We start from the raw sequence: 21,323 nt of genomic DNA on the forward strand, positions 1-21,323 counted from the left end.
GTGCGTCGGGTCAAGTCCGTTTGCCCCCACATATCGTTTGTCTCAATGTTTCAATCAGAAGAATTGGATGGACGTCTGCCACTGCGAAGACCTACCTCAGGCGCATGAGCACGCAGACCGAAACCATCGCAGCCCCCCAGGCATCGTCCGCAGTCGACAGGCCGTTCCAGCCGATGGACTACGGGCTCTATGTCCTGACGGTGCTGTCGTGGAGCCTATCGTGGTTTGCCATCTCCCTGCAGGTCGGCACGGCTGTGTCGCCGGAGGTCAATCTCGTCTGGCGTTTCGCCATCGCCACGCTGCTGATGTTCGGCTGGGTGATCGTCAGCGGCAAGCAGCTGCGCTTCCCACTCTCCGACCATCTGCGCTTCGCATTGCTCGGCGTGTTGATCTTCTCGTCCAACTTCCTGTTCTTCTATTACGGCGCGCTCTATCTGGTCAGCGGCCTTTTGTCGGTGGTGTTTTCGCTGGCGTCGGTCATCAACATGCTGCTGGGCGCCATCATCATGCGCGAGCGGCCTGCGCCGCGTATTTTGATTGGCGGTCTGCTCGGCTTTGCCGGTATCGCGCTGATGTTCTTCCCCGAAATCGCCGCCCATGGCCTGTCCGGCGGCACGCTTACCGGCCTGCTTCTGTGCATTGCCGGCACGTTTTCCTTCTGCCTGGGCAATCTGGTCTCGGCGGCCAACCAGCGCAGAAAACTGCCGCTGATCTCCACCAGTGCCTGGGGCATGCTCTACGGCACGATCTGGGCAGCCTTCCTCGCCTTCATGCTGGGCAAGCCGTTCATCATCGCCACGACGGTTTCCTATCTCGGTTCGCTGGTTTTCCTGGCGGTGGTGTCGACGGTGATGGCCTTCGCCGCCTATCTCACGCTGCTCGGCCGCATCGGCGCGGCGCGGGCCGGCTATGCCACGGTCATTTTCCCGGTCTTCGCTTTGCTCGTCTCGACCGCGCTCGAAGGCTATGTCTGGACCGCCTATGCCCTCGCCGGCATCGTCCTTGTCGGGCTCGGCAATGTGCTGGTCATTCGCGGCGGCCGGCGATAGTTTCGCCATCTTTCCAAATCCGAAGCCCCAGGGATTATCGATGAAAGCTGTTCTGTTCGAGCATTTCCGCGAAGCGCCAAGCATCCGCAACGTGCCTGACCCGAAGCCTTCTACCGACGGCGTGGTCATCAAGGTCGAGGCGACCGGGCTGTGCCGCAGCGACTGGCACGGCTGGATGGGCCATGACGCCGACATCGTGCTGCCGCATGTGCCGGGCCACGAACTTGCCGGAACAGTGCAGGCGGTTGGCCGCCAGGTCACGCAATGGCGTGTCGGCGACCGGGTCACCGTGCCTTTCGTCGGTGGCTGCGGCCATTGCCACGAATGCAATTCCGGCAATCACCAGGTCTGCGAACAGCAGTTCCAGCCCGGCTTCACCGCCTGGGGTTCGTTCGCCGAATATGTCGCCATCGACTATGCCGACACCAATCTGGTGCGTCTGCCCGAAGAGCTGGATTTCGTCACCGCCGCAAGCCTCGGCTGCCGCTTCGTCACCTCGTTCCGGGCCATCGTCGATCAGGCGAAAGTGCTGCCCGGCGAATGGGTGGCGGTGCATGGCTGCGGCGGCGTCGGCCTGTCGGCGATCATGATCGCCACCGCCATGGGCGCCAATGTCGTCGCCATCGACCTCACCGAGGAAAAGCTCGCCTTCGCCCGAGAGCTCGGCGCCGTCGCCACCGTCAACGGCGCAGAGCAGGACGTCGTTGCAGCCGTGAAGGAAATCACCAAGGGCGGCGCGCATGTCTCGGTCGACGCGCTCGGCCACCCTTCCACCTGCTTCAATTCCATCGCCAACCTGCGCCGGCGCGGCCGTCACGTTCAGGTCGGGCTGATGCTCGGCGACCACGCCACGCCGCAGGTGCCGATGGACAAGGTCATCGCCCATGAGCTGCAGATCGTCGGCAGCCACGGAATGCAGGCCTTCCGCTACAAGGCCATGATGGACATGCTCGAAACCGGCAAGCTGAAGCCGCAGAAGCTTGTCGGCAAGCGCATCAGCCTTGCAGAAGCGCCCGTGGCGCTGATGCAGATGGACCGTTTTGATGGGACGGGGATCAGTGTGGTCGACAGGTTCTGAGTGGTCGCCAGTATTTCTGTCGGCTGCCTTCTCTCAGTTTGCGGTTGGGTAATCGCATTTGAAATACCCCCACCCCTACCCCCTCCCCCTTGTGGGGAGGGGGTAGGGGTGGGGGTATTTCCACCACGCAGGCCATCGGAGAATGCACATGCGATAGCCCCTAGCGAGAAGGTTTTCGCAGCGCCGCCTCACCACCCCGGCATGACATGGCTAGGCTTCAGCCGCTTGCTGCGAATCCCGGTAAGTGCTGCAAAATCGAACGTGCCCGTTTCCTGAACAGCCGGTACCGAGATGTTGTCGAGACTTTCGGCGATGTGCCGGGCCAGCGCCTCGACGATGTGGGCGCTTGCGGTGTGGCCGCGCATGATGCCGATCTTGCAGTCGGGCAGGGCGCCGAAACCGTCGGCCTCGCCAAGCACGCGCATGCCCGGCCTGAGTGCGCATTCCGGCAGCACCGAGATGGCCAGTCCTGAAAGCACCGCGGCGGTGATGACGGTGGCCGACCAGCTCGTGAACAGGATGCGATAGTCGCGCTGCATGCGGTCGAGCACGTCGCAGGCTCCGCGCCGCCAGATGCAGGTTGGGCGGCCGAAGGCCATCGGCAGGATTTCCTGCTCATGCGTGGCGTGGTTGGCCGAGCTCACCCATAGCAGCGGTTCGCGCCGCACCACTTCCGACTGCCCCTTCACGTCGTCATGCGTCACCAGCGCCAGGTCGAGATGCCCGCGCTTGATGTGCTCGACCAGATTGAAGGTAGGCTCGCAGATGACGGTCAGCTCGACGCGCGGGTTCGACCGGGCAAAGCGCGCCATGATCTCGGGCAGGAAGCGGTCGGCATAGTCGTCGGGCGTGCCGATGCGGATCGTGCCTTCCAGGCTGCGGTCGTCGAAGGCGGCCAGCGTCTCGCGATTGAGGTGGATCAGCCGCCGGGCATAGGAGAGCAGCTTCTCGCCTTCCTCGGTCAGCTTGTTGGTGCGCCCGTCCTTTTCGAAAAGCGGCTTGCCGATGCGCTCTTCCAGCCGGCGCATCTGCATGGAAACCGCCGATTGCGTGCGGTGAACCTCATCGGCGGCTCTGGTGAAGCTGCCGGTGTCGGAAATCATGATGAAGGTTTGCAGTTGATCGAGATCGAGCGGCGCGGCCATGACTTTCATCCATCATCGATGTTGATGATAAAGATTAAAAACATTCGTTGGATTAATCAATACGGCGATGCCAAAGTCATAAGCGTCCACAGGAAGCGACGCAAAACACCGATGCGGAGCGCGATCAGCGCGTCACCGTGCGGAGCGGTTTCCTGTGTCCGAGCCCTTGAAAGGAGAGTGCCATGACCACGATCGATTACGCCGCCAAGACGATGCAGCCTGCAGTCCGTCCGGTGACTGCGTTTCGCGTCGTGAACTGGCTCTTCAATACATATCGCGCCCTGAAAAATCGCCGCGAATTCTACCGAATGGGCGAAATGACCGACCATGAACTGGCCGATATCGGCCTGACGCGCGCCGATCTCCACGTCGTCGTCGACCTGCCGTTTGGCGTCGACCCGACCGCACGCCTCGGCTCGATGGTCAGCGCCCGCTCGGACGTGATCGAAGACATGGCCCGCCGGGTACATTAGACCCGACGCCTGAGTTTCTGCAGGCTCCCCACTCCCTGCCGGTTTCCCTCCGGCCCGCCTGCACGCTGCCCGGTCCTCGCGGACCGGGCATTTTTGTTATGGGATCAAGCCAAGGCTAAGTGGCGGGAAGGGCGCGGAATCGAACGGCCGAGATCCTGCGCTGCCTCGATCCACACCGCGATGGCATCCTGCACATTCGCAATCGCCTGTTCGGGCGTATCGCCATCACTCATGCAGCCGGGAAGATCGGGGACCACAGCGGAAAATCCGCCGTCATCTTCAGCGGACAAAGGCTCAATGACGACCGGGTACTCAAGTCTGTCAGCCATTTTTCACCTCGTCGATGAAAGCTACTAATTTACGAATATAGACGGCTTTGATGGGACGTTTGAAAGGCACAGTCAGAATTTCAGGATGCGGCGGATGAAACACCTTGTAGTGCGAGCCACCCGATCGCGGTGGCAAACACTGCACTCCAGCCTCTTTACATACAGCCTTCACATCCTGAATAGACTAGTCGCCCTGCGGATTGCGGCGCATCTGTTCAAGGCGTTTGCTCATCAGCAGCGGAGCGGTCTTTGTTACCGCCGCCGGTCCATGCCTCGCGTAAACTGCTCGAAGATCGATTCCACGCCCTTCTGGTAGTCGTCGCGCTGCTGGGCGCCGGTTTCGAACATCTTGCCGAACAGATCGTCATACGGGTTCTTCGACTGCCCGCTCGGAGCGGCCTGCGGCTGTGCTTTTGGCTGTGCCCTGCCGCTCGGCTGAGCAGCGCCGCCTCCGAACATGCCTTCGAGAATCTGGCCGAGTGGATTGTCGCCGAGAGGGTTCTGACCCTGCGGCTGCGCGCGGCCAGTGGGCTGCTGTCCGGCCTGTCCACCGCCGAACATGCCTTCGAGGATTTGTCCAAGCGGGTTGTCGCCAAGCGGGTTTTGCCCCGATGGCTGCGCCCTGCCGGTGGGCTTGGTTTGCGCGCCGCCGCCGAACATGCCCTCGAGAATCTGGCCGAGCGGATTGTCGCCTGCCGGGGCCTGCGCCTGCCTTTGCGGCTGGCCTGCCTGGCCGCCACCGAACATGCCTTCAAGGATTTGCCCGAGCGGGTTGTCCGAAGGGCTCGCCGATTGCGGCGCCTGCTGCTGTTGGGCAGCGCCGCCCATGCCACCCTGGCGCATCATCTGCTCGATGATGTCACCCAGCGGATTGTTGCTGCCGCCGCCAAGTCCGGCTGCCTGAACCTGATTGGTCGACTGCTTGAACAGCCCGCCCATCACCATCGTCGCGATGGCCGGCAGCATCTGCTTCAGCACATCCTGGCCGATGCCGGTGGCTTGCGCGGCCTGGCCCGCAACCGCCCGCGAAAGATCTTTTGAGCCGAACAGATGGCCGAGAATACCGTTGCCCTCGGCCATGCCGGCAGGCGAGAAGGCCGCCGCCGGGTTCTCGAAATATTTGGCGTGCTGGCCGCTCGCCATGGCACTCAGGAACGCACCGGCGCCATAGGGGTCGGCGGTGTTCTGCTTAAGCCCTTGCGAAAAGGCTGGCAGCAAGGCCGCGACGGCCGACTGCGCCTGCTGCGGCGACAGCCCGAACTGCCGCGCCAACGCATCCATGCCGTTGCCGTTCTGGGCATTCGTCAGCATGTCGAATAGTGAAGCCATTTTCGATCTCCTCGGAGTGTCTCGCCGGGAAGCAGCCTAACCCAAACCCGTGAACCCGCCTACGGGATTGTTACGGGCGAATGCAGAGACCGTTAATACGCATATTCGAGGAAAACCGGCTCGATCGAGCCGCCCCAGCGCGTGTGATAGGCGTTGAGCATTTCCTGTGCGCTGGTGGTGCCGCGCGCCACGACTTCGTCGAGCGTGGAGAGGAATGTCGTCTCGTCATAGCCGTCGCGGTTCAGGCGGGCGCGGTTCTTCAGGCCCTTGCGCGAAATCGCCAGCACCTCGCGCGAAACCTCGCGCAGGTCGGTGTTGCGGAACGGCGCGCCGATGCCTTGCGCCGGCACGGCGTTGCGCATCGCCAGCACTTCCTCATAGGTCCAGCTTTTCGTCAGCGCTTCCGCCGCATCCAGCGCTTCCGCGTCGTAGAGCAGCCCGACCCAGAAGGCCGGCAGCGCGCAGATGCGCCGCCACGGACCGCCGTCGGCGCCCCGCATTTCCAGGAAACGCTTCAGTCGCACGTCGGGAAACAGCGTCGACAGATGATTGGCCCAGTCGCCGATGGTCGGCATGCCGTCCGTCAGCTCCTTGCGCGCAGCCCCAGCCATGAACTGGCGGAAGGTTATGTGGGTCATGTCGTGATAGTGGCCGTCGCGGATGACGAAATACATCGGCACGTCGAGCGCCCATTCGACATAATCGGCAAAGCCGAACTCCGGCGAGAAGCAGAAGGGTAAGAGGCCGGAGCGCTGGTTGTCGGTGTCGGTCCAGATATCGCCGCGCCAGCTCTGCAGCCCGTTGGCGTGGCCGTCGGTGAAGGGCGAGTTGGCGAAGAGTGCGGTCGAAAGCGGCTGCAGCTTCAGCGAGACCTGCATCTTGCGGCGCATATCCTCTTCCGAGGAGAAGTCGAGGTTCACCTGGATCGTGCAGGTGCGGTACATCATGTCCAGGCCCTTGGTGCCGACCTTGGGCATGTAGTTGGTCATGATGTCGTAGCGCGATTTCGGCATGCGCGGCGTCTCGGCCAGCGTCCATTTCGGGCTGCCGCCGAGGCCGAGGAAGCGAATGCCGAGCGGCTCGGCGATTTCGCGCACCTGCGCCAGATGCGCATTGCCCTCGCGGCAGGTCTGGTGGATCGTCTCCACCGGCGCGCCGGAAAGCTCGAACTGCCCGCCGGGCTCCAGCGAAATCGCGCCCTGTCCGGTCGGCTCGACCAGGCCGATGATGCGCTCGGCATCGACGATCGGCTCCCAGCCCAGCGTGCGCTGCATGCCTTCCAGAAGGGCGCGGATGCCACGGTCGCCGCCATAGGGCACCGGGCTGTTGCCGTCGACATAGAAGGGGAATTTCTCGTGCTCGGTGCCGATGCGCCATTTTTCGCGCGGCTTGTTTCCCTCGGCCAGATAGGCGACGAGTTCGTCCACGCCTTCGATCGGCCGGAAATCGGTGGTGTCACGCGCCATGGTCTACCCTCTCGCCGCTCGAAAAAAGCGTCGCGCTTGATGGACGCAATCATATCTCGCGATCAAGCGAAAAATCCTGAACTTTGGTTCAACTCAAATTGAGCATGCTGGCGAATCGAAAAAGCGTCGAAAATCATGCTCAAAACGACAGTGCGCCATGTCTTGAACCGCACATTGCCAACCCGGAGGGCATTACCGCATGAATTTTACATGGATCGAGCATTTTGGCGGCGACCGGGAACGGGAACTGTTCGAGCTTTACCGGCAGGAATGGTGGACCAGGGATCGCAGCTTCGACGATGTTGCCCATATGCTGAAGCATTCCGCCATCGTGCTTGGCTGCTGCACCGACGACGACCGGCTGATCGGCTTCGCGCGGGTGCTGACGGATTTCACCTTCAAGGCGATGATTTTCGACGTGATCGTCCACGCGGATTTTCGCGGGTCGGGCGTCGGCAAGGCGATCGTGGACAGGATCATCGGCCTGCCGTCGCTGGCGCGCGTGTCGAGTTTCGAGCTGTATTGCCCGGAGCGGCTAGTTCCCTTCTATGAGAAACTCGGTTTTGCCGAAGGGTCAGCGAAATTGCTTTTTCACCAGCGGTGAAGCGGCATTGATACAGGTGCAGCGAGAACTCGCTGCGCAGAGACGGCCGGCGCAGTAGAGTTCGCGTAGTACCTTGTTCACCAGTCGCCGATCGTCGCCTGCAACACCGCCATCGCTGCCACCGCTGCGGTGTCGGCGCGCAGGATGCGGGGGCCGAGCGGAATGGCGGTGACGAAGGGCAGGGCATAGAGCTGCTTGCGCTCGTCTTCGGAGAAGCCGCCTTCCGGGCCGATCAGCAGGCCGAGCTTGCGCTCGGTGATCGCCTGAAGGGCCGCTAGGGGATTGTTGGTCTCGGCACTCTCGTCGCAGAAGATCAGCCGCCGGTCCGTTTCCCAACCGGCAATCAGCCTGTCGAATTTCTGCGCCTCGCGCACTTCAGGCAAAGCAAGAATGCCGCATTGCTCGGCGGCTTCCACGACATTGGCGCGCAGCCGGTCGATGCCGGGCTTGGCGATCTGGGTGTGCTGGGTGATGACGGGTTGCAGCACGCCCGCACCCATCTCGACCGCCTTCTGCACGAGATAGTCGAGCCGACCCTGCTTCAGCGGCGCGAAGCAATAGACGAGGTCGGGAAGGGGCGGTTGAGGGCGGGTTTCCTCGACCGCGCGCAGCTTTGCCGCTTTTTTGGTTTTGGCCTCGATCCGTACAAGCCATTCGCCGTCGCGGCCGTTGAAGACGAGCAGTTCCGCGCCTTCGTTCAGGCGCAGGACGTGGATGAGGTAATGGCTCTGTTCCGTGCCCGTCTCGAAAACGGCATCCCTGGCGAGGTCCTGCGGCACGAACAGCCGCTGCATTTTGTAGTTTGCGCGCATGGCGGATGAATGCTGGAGCGGAGGGGGGAGGTCAAGGGGTGGTGGTGATTGCCTTGGGATTCCCCCTCTCCGTCTCGGCGAAGCCGAGACGGAGAGGGGGCTACCTCCCCACACTCACATGCCAAACCGGCTCATACCCCGCCCGCAGCACCGCAACCGTCGTCGGCGGCGTCAACAACGAAAATCCCGGCGATGCCATATCAAAGTCCCCGCGCGGAGCTTCATAACCCTCGAAGCTCCACCGTCGAAGCCTGCCCCGATGAACTGCATAAGCATCAGTGCCCCGCGCCACCATCGTCCCATCCGGCAGTCGCTCCAACGCGCCCGCCTTCAGCGCCACCGCCCGGCCACCCGCTGCCAGCCGCTCGCCATGCAACCGCGCGTCCATCTCGGGCGCTGTCGGCTTCGCCACCCCGCATGCCTCGCCATAACGCGCCGCAAATTCCTTGGCCCGCTCGCGCTGGCAGTAGAAGCAGGGCCGGTGGCCGGCGGCCAGAGCGGTCACCTCGTCGAGGAAGAAAAGCTCGGTCCAGCCGGCATTGCCGCTCGGCGTGTTGCGGCCCATCACATCGCGCCGACGCCCGCGAAATTCGCACACGCAGATGATCCAGGCACGAGTCGCCCAACGCCGCTTCAGCAGCGTGCGCGTTGCCGGGTCGTGGATGACGCCGCGGTTTCCCGTGAACATGCCGCGCGCCGGCACCGCATGGATATCGCCGAAGGGATCGACCCGGTTCTGCAGTGGCATATCCGTTCCTCTCTTTTTGGCGATTGCCGCGCATGATATCGGGGCTGGAGAGTTTGTCATTGCGAGGGTCCTTCATGCGGGTGCTGGTCGTCCAGAATTACGACAATACCGGTCTTGGCCAGATCGGCGCCGCATTGCGCGAAGCCGGTGCCGAAATCGACCTGCGCAATGCCCATCACGGCGATGCCATGCCGCAAGACGCCAGCGAACACGATGCCATCGTCGTGCTCGGCGGCGGGCAGAATGCACTGGCCGACGACAAGTATCCCTATATTCCGGCCCTTCTCGACCTGATTCGTGATTTCGAGGCCAAGGATCGTTCCGTGCTCGGCATCTGCCTCGGCAGCCAGCTCATGGCGCGAGCCTTCGGCGGCGAGAACCTGATCGGCACCTCCCCCGAATTCGGCTGGCGGCGGATTTCGCTGACGGAAAGTGCAGAGGCCGACCCCGTTCTCGGCGCGCTGCCGAAGGATTTTTCGAGCTTCCAGTGGCACGACGACACCTTCACGCTGCCTGATGGCGCGGTGCATCTCGCCGCCAACGAGGCGACGAAGAACCAGGCGTTCCGCGTTGGCCGCGCGGCCTATGGCTTCCAGTTTCATTTCGAGGCCGACCAGCCGCTGGTGCGCTACTGGAACGCGTCGTTCCCCGACCTCCTGCGCGAGCGCCAGCCCGGCTGGCTCGAACGTCATGAGGACGAGGCGGCAGCGCACGGAGCCGAGGCCGACGCCACCGGTTTGTCGATTGCCCGCGCCTGGGTAGCGACCATCTGAGGGCCATCTACCTCTTTTGTACGTGGCAAAAATAACACGTCCGTAAGATTACGTGACTGTGTGCTTTTCGAGCACTGGACGTCCCGGAGGCCGAAAGCCTAGAAGGACGCCGCTTCCGCCAACAAACCGGGTTAACCATCCGACGGGCCGCCCGCCGAAGCGAAACACATTCGTAATAATTTCATGAAGAGATGCAGGAAGCCGCAACCGAGATGACCGCCGTGAAAGCCGCTTTACTGTCCTTCGCAATGCTCTCCGCCATCGTTATTGGCGGTCTCGGCATCTATGCTGCCGATGCTGCCGGCGACCATAATGTGGTCGACGGCTACGGCGTCACCGCCGCCCGTTATTAAGGCGCTGCGGGTCGTTCCCGTCAGGGGCGACCGGAGGCCAGGCGGTTCAGTTTTTCGACTGTCGTCTTCAGCGGAACGGTAAAGGATACGTACTTTAGCGACGTGTCCTCCCGGTAGAACGCGCCCACCTGCACGTTGCCTTTCATCCAGTGATCCCAGTCGATCTCGCCGTCTTCCTCTTCCGTGTGATAGGGAACGCCGAATTCGCGCAGGGCGTCGTCGCGGTCGTGGATAGGGCCGCTGCTGAAGGGTATGGGGCCGACATAGGCCTTCCGCTTCTTGGCCGGCTGACCATAGACGAAGATGGCTGAAAGGATCGCCTTGCCGCCATCCATGGGCACGCCGTAGCTATGTTTGTAATCCGTGTGAAACTGGAACGCGAGCTCGATGCCGAGGGCATTCAGCTCGCAATGTCCGGTCCCGCCGCCGCGTTGCGCCCGGCCCGGCATCAGCGAGACATCGAATCCGGCGGTTGTGAGCAGATCGGACAGTCCGCTGTCTTGTTCGGAATGCCCGAGAAAGGGCAGAAGCGCGCTCAGTTCCATGGTCTCTCCGGTTTCAATCCTGTAGTGCCACGTTCAGATCACGCGCTCATGTCAGCAATCACCGACAAAATACGCTTTTGCGCACCGTCTATGACGAGCGCGGTCAGCTTGCCCGATTTGTAGGCAAGGGTGTCGACATTGACCCGGTTGGCCATGACTTCAGGTTCGTCATGCGGCGTGTGGCCGTGCACGACCACCTTCGGGTGCAGGTACGGATAGTTCAGGAATTCTCCGCGTATCCAGATCAGGTCCTGGCTGTCCTGCCGGTCGAGCGGAGCGCCTGGCCGGATGCCGGCATGACAGAAGAAGAAGTCGCCGAAGCTCGCCGAATAACGCAGGTCGGCGAGAAAGGTCACATGGTCTGCCGGCACGGCATCCATGAGCAAGGCGTGGCCTTTCCTGCATTGCTCCGCGTTCGTGAAATCGATGTCGACGCCGTAGGAAAGCGCGGTTTCCTTGCCGCCATAGCGCGCAAACAGTCCCTCTGGCTCGGGGTTCGCCAGAAAATCGAGAAAACCGCGATCATGGTTTCCGGCCAGCGAGATGATCCGGCTGTCGCGTTTCTCGGCGTCGATCAGAAACTGCACAACGCCCTTGGAGTCCGGCCCGCGATCGACATAGTCGCCGAGATGGACGATGCACCAGTCGGCCGGAGCGTCCCGCTCCAGTTCGCTTTTGATGCGCGCATGCATCATTTCCAGCAGGTCGCGCCGGCCATGCACATCGCCAATCGCATAGATGCGCATGCCTTCGGGGCCGGCGGCGTCGAGATAATGAATGCCTGTGCTCAATGCGCCCGCCGTCGGTTCTTCATGCGCGCCGGCGTCATCTGCAGAGCATCTCCTTACTGGCGTCCGTGATCAGTCGCTTGCCGCACAGAGCCATCGTCATGTCCAGCTCCTTGCGGATGATTTCCAGCGTGGTCGTCACACCTTGCTTGCCCATCGCGCCCAGCCCGTACAGGAAGGGCCTGCCGATATAGGTCCCCTTCGCGCCCAGGCAAAGCGCCTTCAGCACGTCCTGGCCCGATCGGATGCCGCCGTCGAAGTGCACTTCAATCTTGTCGCCGACTGCCTCGACGATTTCCGGCAGCACCGAAATCGAAGACCGCGCACCGTCGAGCTGGCGGCCGCCATGATTGGAGACGATGAGCGCATCCGCTCCCGTCTTCGCCGCCATGATGGCATCCTCCTTGTCGAGAATGCCTTTCAGGATCAGCTTGCCGCCCCAGCGTTCCTTGATCCAGGCAACGTCGTCCCATGACAGGCTCTGGTCGAACTGCTCCGCCGTCCATGAGGAGAGTGAAGCAAGATCCGACACGCCCTTGGCATGGCCGACGATGTTGCCGAAGCTGCGGCGCGGCGTGCCAAGCATGCCCATCCACCAGCCCGGACGCCGGCCGATGTCGAATAGGGTCTTCGGCGTCATCTTCGGCGGTGCCGAGAGGCCATTGCGCAGGTCCTTGTGGCGCTGCGCCAGCATCTGCAGGTCGACCGTCAGCACCAGTGCGGAGCATTTCGCAGCCTTGGCGCGGTCGATCAGGTTGTAGACGAACTCCTTGTCGCGCATCACATAGAGCTGGAACCAGAACGGCTTCTTCGTCACCGAGGCGACGTCCTCGATCGAACAGATGCTCATCGTCGACAGGGTGAACGGTACGCCGAATTCTTCCGCCGCCTGCGCCGCCAGCATCTCGCCGTCGGCATGCTGCATGCCCGTCGATCCGGTAGGCGCCAGCGCCACCGGCATCGCCACCTTCTCGCCGATCATGGTCGAAGCCAGCGAGCGGTTGTCCATGTCGACCAGCACGCGCTGGCGGAATTTTATCTTGGAAAAATCTTCCTCGTTCGCCCGGTAGGTGCTTTCGGTCCAGGAGCCGGAATCGGCATAGTCGAAGAACATCTTCGGCACGCGGCGGCGTGCCTGGTTCTTGAGGTCGTCGATGGTGAGGATTTGTGACATTCGTCTTTATTCCTGGCTACTTCCCGGTTCCGGTCTTGCGCGCCGCATCGCCCGCTTCGGAGCGCTGGCGCAGTCTCAGTTTCGATACGCGCTGCCAGTCGCCGGTGCGTTCGGCTTCCGTCATCGCGCGTTCGACATAGGTTATGTGGTCCATCGCCGCCTTGCGCGCCTTGGCCGGCTCGCCGCCCGCCACCGCCTCATGGATGGCGCGATGCTGGGCAAGCAGTTCGTCGCGCGCGCCGGGCAGGGCATAGACCAGAAGCCGGCTCTGGAACACGCCGTCCGACAGCAGCCGATAGCAGGAGCGCAGCGTGTGCAGCAGGATGATGTTGTGCGCGCATTCACCCACGGCGTGATGAAACTCGACGTCGATCTCGGCTTCTTCCTCGAAGTCGACGCGCTCATGCACCGCTTCCATGCGCTGCATGATGCGCTCCAGCAGCGCGCGGTCGTCGGCGGTGGCGCGGCGCGCAGCATATTCGGCCGCCACGCCCTCGATCTCGCGGCGATATTCGAGATAGTCGGAAGCCGCCTTGCTGTGCGTGCCGATCAGGTCGAGCATCGGCTTGGTAAAGACCTGGCCGATGACGTCGGCAACATAGGTGCCGCCGCCATGGCGGGTCACGATCAGCCCGCGTATTTCCAGCGCTTTCAGCGCATCGCGCAGGATCGGCCGCGACACGTCGAACTGGCGCGCCAGCTCACGCTCGCCGGGCAGGCGATCTGAAACGCGCAGCACGCCCTCGAGAATGAGGCTCTCGATCTGCTGCACCACCTCGTCGGCGGTGCGCGAATGCTCGATCCTGGAAAAAATCTCGCTCAAGCGAAGTGTCCGGTGAGGCCGATAATGTGCCGAGAATAGCGGTATCCGGCATAAGTGGTCAATTTATTTATCCAATTGGACGGATATGGCGGGCAAAATCAAATGAACCGGTCCTGGTTTACAGGCGGCGTCGATAACTGGTAAAAGCTTTTTACCAGTATCCTGAGGAGCGAACCCATGTCCGGTCTGGCCATGCCGGCACCCGATCAATCGACGCTTTCACGTCGCGCCGAGATCGTCGCCGACATGCGCATCATCGTGCCGGGCGAGGGGGTTGTCGATGCCGTCAACGAAATGCGTGCCTTCGAAAGCGACGGGCTCACCGCCTATCGCCAGCTTCCGCTGGTGGTCGTGCTGCCCGAAACGGTGGCGCAGGTTTCCCGCATCCTGAAATATTGCGACGATCGCAAAATCCGCGTCGTGCCGCGCGGCTCGGGCACTTCGCTGTCGGGCGGTGCGCTGCCGCTGGAAGACGCCGTGCTGCTGGTCATGAGCCGCTTCAACCGCATTCTCGAGATCGACTATCCCAACCGCACCGTCACCGCGCAGCCGGGCGTCACCAATCTCGGCATCACCACCGCCGTCGAGCAGGAGGGCTTTTACTACGCCCCCGATCCATCCTCCCAGATCGCCTGCTCGATCGGCGGCAATGTCGCGGAAAATTCCGGCGGCGTGCACTGCCTGAAATACGGCCTCACCGCCAACAATGTGCTCGGCATCGAAATGGTGCTGATGAATGGCGAGGTCATCCGCCTCGGCGGCAAGCATCTGGACAGCGAGGGCTACGATCTGCTCGGCATCATGACCGGCTCGGAAGGGCTTTTGGGCGTCGTCACCGAAGTCACCGTGCGCATCCTGCCCAAGCCCGAAACGGCGCGCGCGCTGCTGATCGGCTTTCCGACCAGCGAGCAGGGCGGCCAGTGCGTGGCCGACATCATCGGCGCCGGCATCATTCCCGGCGGCATGGAAATGATGGACCGCCCGGCGATCCACGCGGCGGAAGATTTCGTCCATGCCGGCTATCCGCTCGAATGCGAGGCGCTGCTGATCGTCGAGCTCGACGGGCCGGGCGTCGAGGTCGACCACCTCATCGACCGGGTCGAGGCGATCGCGCTGAAAAACGGCTCGACCACCTGCCGCATCTCGCAATCCGAGCAGGAACGCATGACTTTCTGGGCCGGGCGCAAGGCGGCATTCCCGGCGGTCGGCCGCATCTCGCCGGATTATTACTGCATGGACGGCACCATTCCGCGCAAGGAACTGCCGCGTGTGCTCGCAGGCATGCGCGAACTGTCCGAGCAATACGGGCTCGGCGTCGCCAATGTCTTCCACGCCGGCGACGGCAACCTCCACCCGCTCATCCTCTATGACGCGAACGTCCCCGGCGAACTCGACAAGGCCGAAAGCTTCGGCGCCGATATTTTGCGCCTCTGCGTCAAGGTCGGCGGCGTGCTCACCGGCGAACACGGCGTCGGCGTCGAAAAGCGCGACCTGATGCCGGAAATGTTCAACCAGATCGACCTCGACCAGCAAATGCGCGTCAAATGCGCCTTCGACCCCAACCATCTGCTCAACCCCGGCAAGGTGTTCCCGCAGCTCCGCCGCTGCGCCGAACTCGGCCGCATGCACATCTCGGGCGGCAAACTGCCGTTCCCCGACATTCCGAGGTTTTGATGGGGACCTTTCAGAACGGGGGTTCCTCGCCCCGCTTGCGGGGAGAGGTGGCTCGGGCAAAGCCCGAGACGGAGAGGGGGATCACCGACCCCTCTAGCCGCCGCTCACCCGAAAGCATCGAGCGAGCCCGGCAACTTCGCCATGGCGACAACCAAGCGGAAGCCACCCTCTGGAACCAACTGAAAGCCAAAAAACTGGGCGGTTACAAATTCGTCCGCCAGATGCCGTTGGGGCCGTATTTCGCTGACTTTGCGTGCCGAAGCGGCAAGCTGGTCGTTGAACTGGACGGCAGCCAGCATGCCGAGAGTTACTACGACCGGCGTCGCGACGAATTCATGCGCGCTCAAGGCTATTCGGTCATTCGTTTTTGGAGCGCTGATGCGGTGAAGAACTTGGCGAGCGTTTGCGAAACCATTCTTGCGGCATTGGACGGCCGCTTGAGCGAAGAGGTGGTTGCCTCGGATTTGCGGTTCGTCTTTGCGAGGACCAACAAGGCAGGAGACGGTTCTCTATGATCGCCCCCTCTCCGTCTCGCTGCGCTCGACACCTCTCCCCCGCTTCGCAGGGGCGAGGAACCGGCACTCGCCGAGGTCGCAACTTTACAGAACTTGGGTTCCTCGCCCCCATGAAATGGGGGAGAGGTGGCTCGGGCAAAGCCCGAGACGGAGAGGGGGCCCCCTCCACCGGACTCGACCTGTTTTTCCGGCAGAGCACTGCCGAACTGACCCCCTCTGGCTGCTTCGCAGCCATCTCCCCCTCAAGGGGGGAGAAAGCGTTGGCGCCATGACCACCTTCACCCCAACAACCCCCACTGAGGCGCTCGCCGCCGTCGAATGGGCGCTGGCCAATGAATCCCCGCTGGAAATCATCGGCCACGGCTCCAAGCGCGGCCTCGGCCGCCCGCTCCAGACTGAACACACGCTTGACGTCTCAAACCTCACCGGCGTCACGCTCTACGAGCCGGAAGAACTGGTGCTGTCGGCGCGGGCCGGCACGCCGCTTGCCGAGATCGAAAAGCTGCTGGCGGATCACGGCCAGGAACTTGCGTTTGAGCCCATGGATTACGGTCCGCTGCTTGGGCAGCCCGCCGGACGCGGCACTATCGGCGGCGTGCTGGCGGCCAATCTCGCCGGCCCGCGCCGCCTCAAGGCGGGTGCCGCGCGCGACCATATCCTCGGCATCAACGCTGTCTCCGGGCGCGGCGAGGCGTTCAAGTCCGGCGGCCGCGTGGTGAAGAACGTCACCGGCTACGACCTGTCGAAGGCGATGGCCGGCTCGTGGGGCACGCTGGCCGTGTTGACCGACGTCACTTTCAAGGTTCTGCCTGCCGCCGAAACCGAAGTGACGCTCGCCATTCGCGGCCTCTTCGACGATGGCGCGAACGCCGCCATGGCGCTGGCGCTCGGTTCGAGCGAGGAAGTTTCAAGTGCGGCGCATGTGCCGGAAAACCTTGCCGGCAGCATCGCCAGCGGCGCGTTGAAAGGTGCATCCGCCACGCTGCTGCGCGTTGAAGGCTTCGGCCCGTCGGTCGCCTTCCGCACCGGCAAGCTCATCGATCTCCTGAAAAACGCCGGCCCAATCGACGAGATTTCCGGCGATGCTTCAAAGGCGATCTGGCGCGATATCCGCGACTGCACGCCCTTCGCCGACGGCACCGAACGGCCCGTCTGGCGCGTTTCGATGGCGCCGGCGCAGGCCCATGCGATGGTCATGGCGCTGCGCATGGAAGAGGCCACCGACGCCATTTACGATTGGCAGGGCGGCCTCGTCTGGCTGCGGCTTCAGGCCGATCCCGAAGCCGATCTGCTGCGCCGGCTGGTCCGCAAATTCGGCGGCGGCCACGCCACGCTGGTGCGCGCCAACCACTCGCTGCGCGCATCGCTTGCCGTGTTTGAGCCGCAGCCGCAGGCCCTTGCCGGCCTCTCGGCGCGGCTGAAGGAGCAGTTCGACCCGAAGGGCATCCTCAATCCGGGCCGTATGGTGCCACTCGGCAAGTCTGCTACGCTCGATGCTGCAACTGGGGGCAAGTCATGAGCGATATCAACAACGGGCCGACCGCACCGCGCCAGACCGACCGCTGGCTGGAACCGGGCGCAACCAATGCGCAGGTCATCTACATTCTCTATCTCGCCGGCCTCGTCATCGGCATCAGCGGGCTGGTCGGCATCGTGCTGGCCTATATCAATCGCGGCAAGTCGGAAGCCTGGGTCGAGACCCACTACACCTGGCTCATCCGCACTTTCTGGATCGGCCTGCTGTATGGCCTGGTTTCCGCAGTTCTCATCGTTCTGGTCGTCGGCTTCTTCATGCTGTTCGCGGTCGCCGTCTGGTTCATCGCCCGCTGCATCATCGGCCTGCAGGCGGTCGGTCGCGGCGAGCCGATCCGCAATCCGAACGGCTGGTTTATTTAGGAAGACAAAAGGGCGCCATGCAGACCAGTTTCACCCCCGCGCAACTCGCCGATCCGCATGTGGCGGAATCGGAGAAGATTCTGCGCAAATGCGTGCATTGCGGCTTCTGCACGGCGACCTGCCCGACCTATGTCACGCTCGGTAACGAGCTCGACAGCCCGCGCGGGCGCATCTACCTGATCAAGGACATGCTGGAAAACGGCCGCCCGGCCGACAAGCAGATCGTCACCCATATCGACCGCTGCCTGTCGTGCCTTGCCTGCATGACGACATGCCCGTCGGGCGTGAACTACATGCATCTGGTCGATCATGCCCGCGCTCATATCGAGAAAACCTACAGGCGGCCGCTGCCCAACCGCGCCATCCGGGCGCTGCTCGCCTTCGTGCTGCCGCATCCGGCGCGCTTTCGCGCGGCCTTGAAGCTGGCGAAGCTGGGCAGGCCGTTTGCTGGCCTGTTCGAGAAGTCTGCTGCGCTTAAACCCCTGGCCGCGATGCTGAAGCTTGCGCCCGCCACTGTCCCGGAAGCCTCGGCCATGGCGTCACCGGGCAGCCATGCGGCATCGGGCACGCGGCGGGGCCGTGTCGCCATCCTCACCGGCTGCGCCCAGCCGGTGCTGGAGCCCGGCATCAACGAGGCGACGATTTCGCTGCTGACGCGGCTCGGCGTCGAGGTGGTGGTGCCGCAAGGCGAGGGCTGCTGCGGCGCGCTCGTCCACCATATGGGCCGGGAGGAACAGGCGCTTGCCTCGGCGCGGCAGAATGTCGACGCCTGGACGCGCCAGATCGAGCAGGGCGGGCTCGACGCCATCGTCATCACCGCGTCCGGCTGCGGCACGACGATCAAGGATTACGGCTTCATGCTGCGGCTCGACCCGGCCTATGCCGAAAAGGCGGCGCGGGTTTCAGCACTGGCAAAGGACATCACCGAATATCTCGCCACGCTCGATCTGCCGGAACCGGCGCAAAAGCCCGGCCTGACGGTGGCCTATCACTCGGCCTGTTCCATGCAGCACGGCCAGAAGATCACGCGCCAGCCCAAGGAGCTTCTGGCCCGCGCCGGCTTCATCGTGAAGGAGCCGCGCGAGGGGCATCTGTGCTGCGGCTCAGCCGGCACATACAACATCATGCAGCCGGAGATTTCGGCGCGGCTGCGCGACCGCAAGGTGAAAAACATCGAGGCGACCGGAGCCGACATCGTCGCCACCGGCAATATCGGCTGCATCACGCAGATCGCGTCGGCCGCGAATATGCCGGTGGTGCACACGGTGAAACTGCTCGATTGGGCCTATGGCGGCGAAAAACCTGCCGGCGTGCCGGAGGGCAGGGTGCTCGTGGCGGCGGAGTGAACCGGCGTCCGGCCGCTCGCGCGGCAGCACTCATTGATCCTCGTTATTGTCCAGCTCGATGATCTGCGTGAATTCCACGTTGCGCAGTTCGCTGACGACGCTCTTGTCGGCCTTGTAGTTGGGCATGACGATGACTTCGACGGCCTTTGTGCCGGGCCGGAACTGGTAGTGGCTCTCGTCGCCTTCCTCTGCGATGACACCCTCGAGGCGGGTCCAGCCATCCTGCGAGTTGATCTGAACATTCGCAGCGCCGGCAAAGCGGTAAGGCCCGGGGCCGGAATTCAGCGCCTTGCCTTTGGCGTCATAGGTCTGGACGCCGAGATAGACGGTGGAAATCTGCGGCGAGCCGTCTTCCTTGGGCAGCACGCGAATGTCGGTTCCGATCCGGTACCGCCGGCTCGTGTCGACAGGGATCAGCTTCGACCTGATGCTCTGCGCCCCGGCAATGCTTGCGGGGCGGTCGATCTGCAGGACCTTCTTGGCCGTCGGCATATCGGGCGTGAACCAGCCCAGTTGTGTGCCGACGAGCGCAAAGATGCCGATAAGGGCAAGTAGCACGGTCGCCACGCGCAGATAAAGCATGCCGATCTCGGCAAACAAGCCGCGCGCCTGCCCCTTGTCCGTCAACGCTTCTACCGTCACCCGAAATTCCTCACCGTGTCGCTCCTCACGCTCCCTTATGGGCGCGCGATCCATCAGCGACTAGTGAAATAAGGCAACACCGAAGTTTTATGTCGGCCGCTTGAAGGCAGCGCGCTCGCTTTCGATCTCGGCGCGGCAGACGCAGCCTTCAATATGGTCGTTGACCAGCCCCATCGCCTGCATGAAGGCGTAGACGGTGGTGGGGCCGACGAAACTCCAGCCGCGTTTCTTCAATTCCTTGGAGATGCGGGTCGAGGTCGGCGTGGTCGGGTTGGCGATCAGCGAGGCATAGTCGACTTTGGCGGGGCGCTCGTCGGCGCCGGGCTCGAACTTCCAGAACCAGGCGGCGAGCGAGCCGGCCTCCGCGGCCAGCTCGCGGGCGCGCCTGGCATTGTTGATGGTCGAGACGATCTTGCCGCGGTGGCGCACGATGCCGGCATTGCCCAGCAGGCGCTCGACATCTGCGTCGGTGAATTCGGCAACGCGCTCATACTCGAAATTGGCAAAACCCTCGCGGAACGCCTCGCGCTTGCGCAGGATGGTCAGCCACGACAGGCCGGACTGGAAACCTTCAAGGCAGATCTTTTCGAACAGCCGCCGGTCGTCGGCCACGGGGCGGCCCCATTCGTGGTCATGGTAGTGCTGGTAATCTGGCAGATTGCCATGCCAGGCACAGCGCGTGACGCCGTCTTCGCCTTCGACCAGGCCGGTTTTTACTGTTTCCATTTCCTAATACTTTCCATTTTTACCCGGCCTTTACCAGATTCCTGAACCGGGCGGTAACCACACCAAAAGGTTTAAACGCGGTTTGGCTTTTTGCGCATTCCGATTCACGTTTCGGTTGCCACTGGCGGACAACATCGCACACGGAGGGGGTGCAATCCCCGCCTGTTGATGACGATCGAGTTCGAGAGTGCGTCCGATGAAACATCTTTTTCTACTGGGGGCCACGGCCCTTGCTGTCAGCATGGCGTCAGCAGCCTTCGCCAACGACCGCTACGCAGAACGCCCGCCGGTGGTGGTAAGCCCCGATCTTTCCGCCCCTTGGGTGATGCAGCTCGGCCAGCAGCCGGGCAAGGTGGTGCGCCGGCAGGTGCGCCAGGTGCGGCAGCAAATCCCGGCCGGGGTGCAGGTCCAGCCCTATGCGGTCGAGCCGCGCTTCGACCAGCGCTATGCCCCGGCACAGCGGCGCCAGCAGCAGCCGCAGCCGGACGCGCAGCGCACCGCAGGCATCGTCGCCCCGGCACCGGCCAAACGCGAGGTGCGCCGGCAGATCGACCCGATGTATCTGCCGCAGCAGGTTTCCTATGACGGCCCGCACAAGCCGGGCACGATCATCATCGATACCAAGCAGAATTTCCTCTTCCTCGTACAAGCCAATGGCGAGGCACGGCGCTACGGCGTCGGCACCGGCAAGCCGGGCTTCGAATGGGCCGGAACCCACAAGGTCACCGCCAAGCGCGAATGGCCGGACTGGCGGCCGCCGGCCGAGATGATCGTGCGCGAGCGCGCCAAGGGCCGCGTGCTGCCCGTCCATATGGCAGGCGGGCCGGAGAACCCGCTCGGCGCGCGCGCCATGTATCTCGGCTCGACGCTCTACCGCATCCACGGCACCAACCAGCCCTGGACGATCGGCGGGGCGGTGTCTTCCGGCTGCATCCGCATGCGCAACGAGGATGTCGTCGACCTCTATGATCGCGTGAAAATCGGCACGCAGGTCGTGGTAATGTAGCGGCCGACCCGATTCGATATTTCCGGGGG

At 63.2% G+C, this 21,323-nt stretch carries 24 protein-coding genes; 12 read left to right on the forward strand and 12 right to left on the reverse strand.

Annotated features, from left to right (window positions below; genetic code table 11):
- Positions 1–104: 104 nt before the first annotated feature.
- Both BM413_RS14955 and BM413_RS14960 read left to right on the forward strand, forming a co-directional pair.
- A complete protein-coding gene (locus BM413_RS14955) occupies positions 105–1,049 on the forward strand; it encodes a DMT family transporter (protein WP_091914353.1) in 945 nt (314 codons plus the stop codon).
- A gap of 40 nt (positions 1,050–1,089) precedes the next feature.
- Positions 1,090–2,127 (forward strand): zinc-dependent alcohol dehydrogenase family protein, encoded by a 1,038-nt coding sequence (locus BM413_RS14960; protein ID WP_091914355.1) that lies wholly within the window; start codon positions 1,090–1,092, stop codon positions 2,125–2,127.
- 188 nt (positions 2,128–2,315) lie between these two features.
- On the opposite strand, the gene BM413_RS14965 is transcribed toward BM413_RS14960, so the two are convergent.
- Positions 2,316–3,272, reverse strand: a complete 957-nt coding sequence (locus BM413_RS14965; RefSeq protein WP_091914357.1) for a LysR substrate-binding domain-containing protein — start codon at positions 3,270–3,272, stop codon at positions 2,316–2,318.
- Positions 3,273–3,454: 182 nt separating this feature from the next.
- On the opposite strand from BM413_RS14965, the gene BM413_RS14970 reads away from it, so the two are divergent.
- Entirely contained in the window at positions 3,455–3,745 is a 291-nt protein-coding gene (locus BM413_RS14970) for a DUF1127 domain-containing protein (protein ID WP_091914359.1), read from the forward strand.
- Between the two features lie 104 nt (positions 3,746–3,849).
- Here BM413_RS14970 and BM413_RS14975 read toward each other — a convergent pair whose 3' ends face one another.
- The 3 genes from BM413_RS14975 to BM413_RS14990 all read right to left on the reverse strand — a co-directional run bounded on the left by BM413_RS14975 (position 3,850) and on the right by BM413_RS14990 (position 6,869).
- A complete protein-coding gene (locus BM413_RS14975; protein ID WP_091914361.1) occupies positions 3,850–4,074 on the reverse strand; it encodes a type II toxin-antitoxin system HicB family antitoxin in 225 nt (74 codons plus the stop codon).
- A 252-nt stretch (positions 4,075–4,326) separates the two neighbouring features.
- The gene (locus tag BM413_RS14985; RefSeq protein WP_091914364.1) at positions 4,327–5,403 is read right to left on the reverse strand and encodes a DUF937 domain-containing protein; all 1,077 of its coding nucleotides are present in this window, start codon (positions 5,401–5,403) and stop codon (positions 4,327–4,329) included.
- Positions 5,404–5,495: 92 nt separating this feature from the next.
- Complete coding sequence (locus BM413_RS14990) at positions 5,496–6,869, reverse strand: glutamate--cysteine ligase (RefSeq protein ID WP_091914366.1); 1,374 nt, start codon at positions 6,867–6,869, stop codon at positions 5,496–5,498.
- Between the two features lie 199 nt (positions 6,870–7,068).
- On the opposite strand from BM413_RS14990, the gene BM413_RS14995 reads away from it, so the two are divergent.
- Positions 7,069–7,473: a GNAT family N-acetyltransferase gene (locus BM413_RS14995; RefSeq protein ID WP_091914368.1), complete on the forward strand. Its 405-nt coding sequence runs from the start codon at positions 7,069–7,071 to the stop codon at positions 7,471–7,473.
- Positions 7,474–7,550: 77 nt separating this feature from the next.
- Here BM413_RS14995 and BM413_RS15000 read toward each other — a convergent pair whose 3' ends face one another.
- Together BM413_RS15000 and BM413_RS15005 are read right to left on the reverse strand one after the other, a co-directional pair.
- Complete coding sequence (locus tag BM413_RS15000; protein ID WP_091914370.1) at positions 7,551–8,285, reverse strand: 16S rRNA (uracil(1498)-N(3))-methyltransferase; 735 nt, start codon at positions 8,283–8,285, stop codon at positions 7,551–7,553.
- A gap of 100 nt (positions 8,286–8,385) precedes the next feature.
- Positions 8,386–9,033 carry a hypothetical protein gene (locus tag BM413_RS15005; RefSeq protein WP_091914372.1) on the reverse strand — a complete coding sequence of 216 codons (648 nt, stop codon included), beginning with the start codon at positions 9,031–9,033 and terminating at the stop codon, positions 8,386–8,388.
- Between the two features lie 74 nt (positions 9,034–9,107).
- Here BM413_RS15005 and BM413_RS15010 point away from each other — a divergent pair, with 74 nt between their 5' ends.
- Complete coding sequence (locus BM413_RS15010; protein WP_091914374.1) at positions 9,108–9,806, forward strand: type 1 glutamine amidotransferase; 699 nt, start codon at positions 9,108–9,110, stop codon at positions 9,804–9,806.
- Between the two features lie 212 nt (positions 9,807–10,018).
- A complete protein-coding gene (locus BM413_RS15015) occupies positions 10,019–10,159 on the forward strand; it encodes a hypothetical protein (protein WP_175544325.1) in 141 nt (46 codons plus the stop codon).
- Positions 10,160–10,179: 20 nt separating this feature from the next.
- Here the strand turns inward: BM413_RS15015 and BM413_RS15020 are convergent, their stop codons facing one another.
- The 4 genes from BM413_RS15020 to BM413_RS15035 all read right to left on the reverse strand — a co-directional run bounded on the left by BM413_RS15020 (position 10,180) and on the right by BM413_RS15035 (position 13,489).
- The gene (locus BM413_RS15020) at positions 10,180–10,704 is read right to left on the reverse strand and encodes a hypothetical protein (protein ID WP_091914378.1); all 525 of its coding nucleotides are present in this window, start codon (positions 10,702–10,704) and stop codon (positions 10,180–10,182) included.
- A 38-nt stretch (positions 10,705–10,742) separates the two neighbouring features.
- Complete coding sequence (locus BM413_RS15025) at positions 10,743–11,450, reverse strand: metallophosphoesterase (RefSeq protein ID WP_091914591.1); 708 nt, start codon at positions 11,448–11,450, stop codon at positions 10,743–10,745.
- A 79-nt stretch (positions 11,451–11,529) separates the two neighbouring features.
- A complete protein-coding gene (locus BM413_RS15030; protein WP_091914381.1) occupies positions 11,530–12,666 on the reverse strand; it encodes an alpha-hydroxy acid oxidase in 1,137 nt (378 codons plus the stop codon).
- Between the two features lie 16 nt (positions 12,667–12,682).
- A complete protein-coding gene (locus tag BM413_RS15035; RefSeq protein WP_091914383.1) occupies positions 12,683–13,489 on the reverse strand; it encodes a FadR/GntR family transcriptional regulator in 807 nt (268 codons plus the stop codon).
- 177 nt (positions 13,490–13,666) lie between these two features.
- Here BM413_RS15035 and BM413_RS15040 point away from each other — a divergent pair, with 177 nt between their 5' ends.
- The 5 genes from BM413_RS15040 to glcF all read left to right on the forward strand — a co-directional run bounded on the left by BM413_RS15040 (position 13,667) and on the right by glcF (position 18,920).
- Entirely contained in the window at positions 13,667–15,163 is a 1,497-nt protein-coding gene (locus BM413_RS15040) for an FAD-linked oxidase C-terminal domain-containing protein (protein WP_091914385.1), read from the forward strand.
- Entirely contained in the window at positions 15,163–15,678 is a 516-nt protein-coding gene (locus BM413_RS15045; protein ID WP_091914387.1) for an endonuclease domain-containing protein, read from the forward strand. The genes BM413_RS15040 and BM413_RS15045 overlap by 1 nt, the downstream gene beginning before the upstream one ends.
- A gap of 268 nt (positions 15,679–15,946) precedes the next feature.
- A complete protein-coding gene (gene glcE, locus BM413_RS15050; RefSeq protein ID WP_091914389.1) occupies positions 15,947–17,197 on the forward strand; it encodes a glycolate oxidase subunit GlcE in 1,251 nt (416 codons plus the stop codon).
- Positions 17,194–17,574 carry a DUF4870 family protein gene (locus tag BM413_RS15055; RefSeq protein ID WP_091914391.1) on the forward strand — a complete coding sequence of 127 codons (381 nt, stop codon included), beginning with the start codon at positions 17,194–17,196 and terminating at the stop codon, positions 17,572–17,574. Before glcE ends, BM413_RS15055 begins: the two co-directional genes overlap by 4 nt.
- Before the next feature lie 17 nt (positions 17,575–17,591).
- Positions 17,592–18,920, forward strand: coding sequence for a glycolate oxidase subunit GlcF (gene glcF, locus BM413_RS15060; RefSeq protein ID WP_091914393.1), 1,329 nt, complete (start codon positions 17,592–17,594; stop codon positions 18,918–18,920).
- A gap of 30 nt (positions 18,921–18,950) precedes the next feature.
- On the opposite strand, the gene BM413_RS15065 is transcribed toward glcF, so the two are convergent.
- Both BM413_RS15065 and BM413_RS15070 read right to left on the reverse strand, forming a co-directional pair.
- Entirely contained in the window at positions 18,951–19,562 is a 612-nt protein-coding gene (locus BM413_RS15065) for a hypothetical protein (RefSeq protein WP_119920291.1), read from the reverse strand.
- Positions 19,563–19,649: 87 nt separating this feature from the next.
- The gene (locus BM413_RS15070) at positions 19,650–20,288 is read right to left on the reverse strand and encodes a DNA-3-methyladenine glycosylase I (RefSeq protein ID WP_091914397.1); all 639 of its coding nucleotides are present in this window, start codon (positions 20,286–20,288) and stop codon (positions 19,650–19,652) included.
- A gap of 196 nt (positions 20,289–20,484) precedes the next feature.
- Between BM413_RS15070 and BM413_RS15075 the strand changes: the two genes are divergently transcribed.
- A complete protein-coding gene (locus BM413_RS15075; RefSeq protein ID WP_091914399.1) occupies positions 20,485–21,294 on the forward strand; it encodes a L,D-transpeptidase in 810 nt (269 codons plus the stop codon).
- The last annotated feature ends 29 nt before the right edge of the window (positions 21,295–21,323 follow it).

Source organism: Mesorhizobium sp. YR577 (assembly GCF_900116595.1).
GTDB lineage: Bacteria > Pseudomonadota > Alphaproteobacteria > Rhizobiales > Rhizobiaceae > Mesorhizobium_M.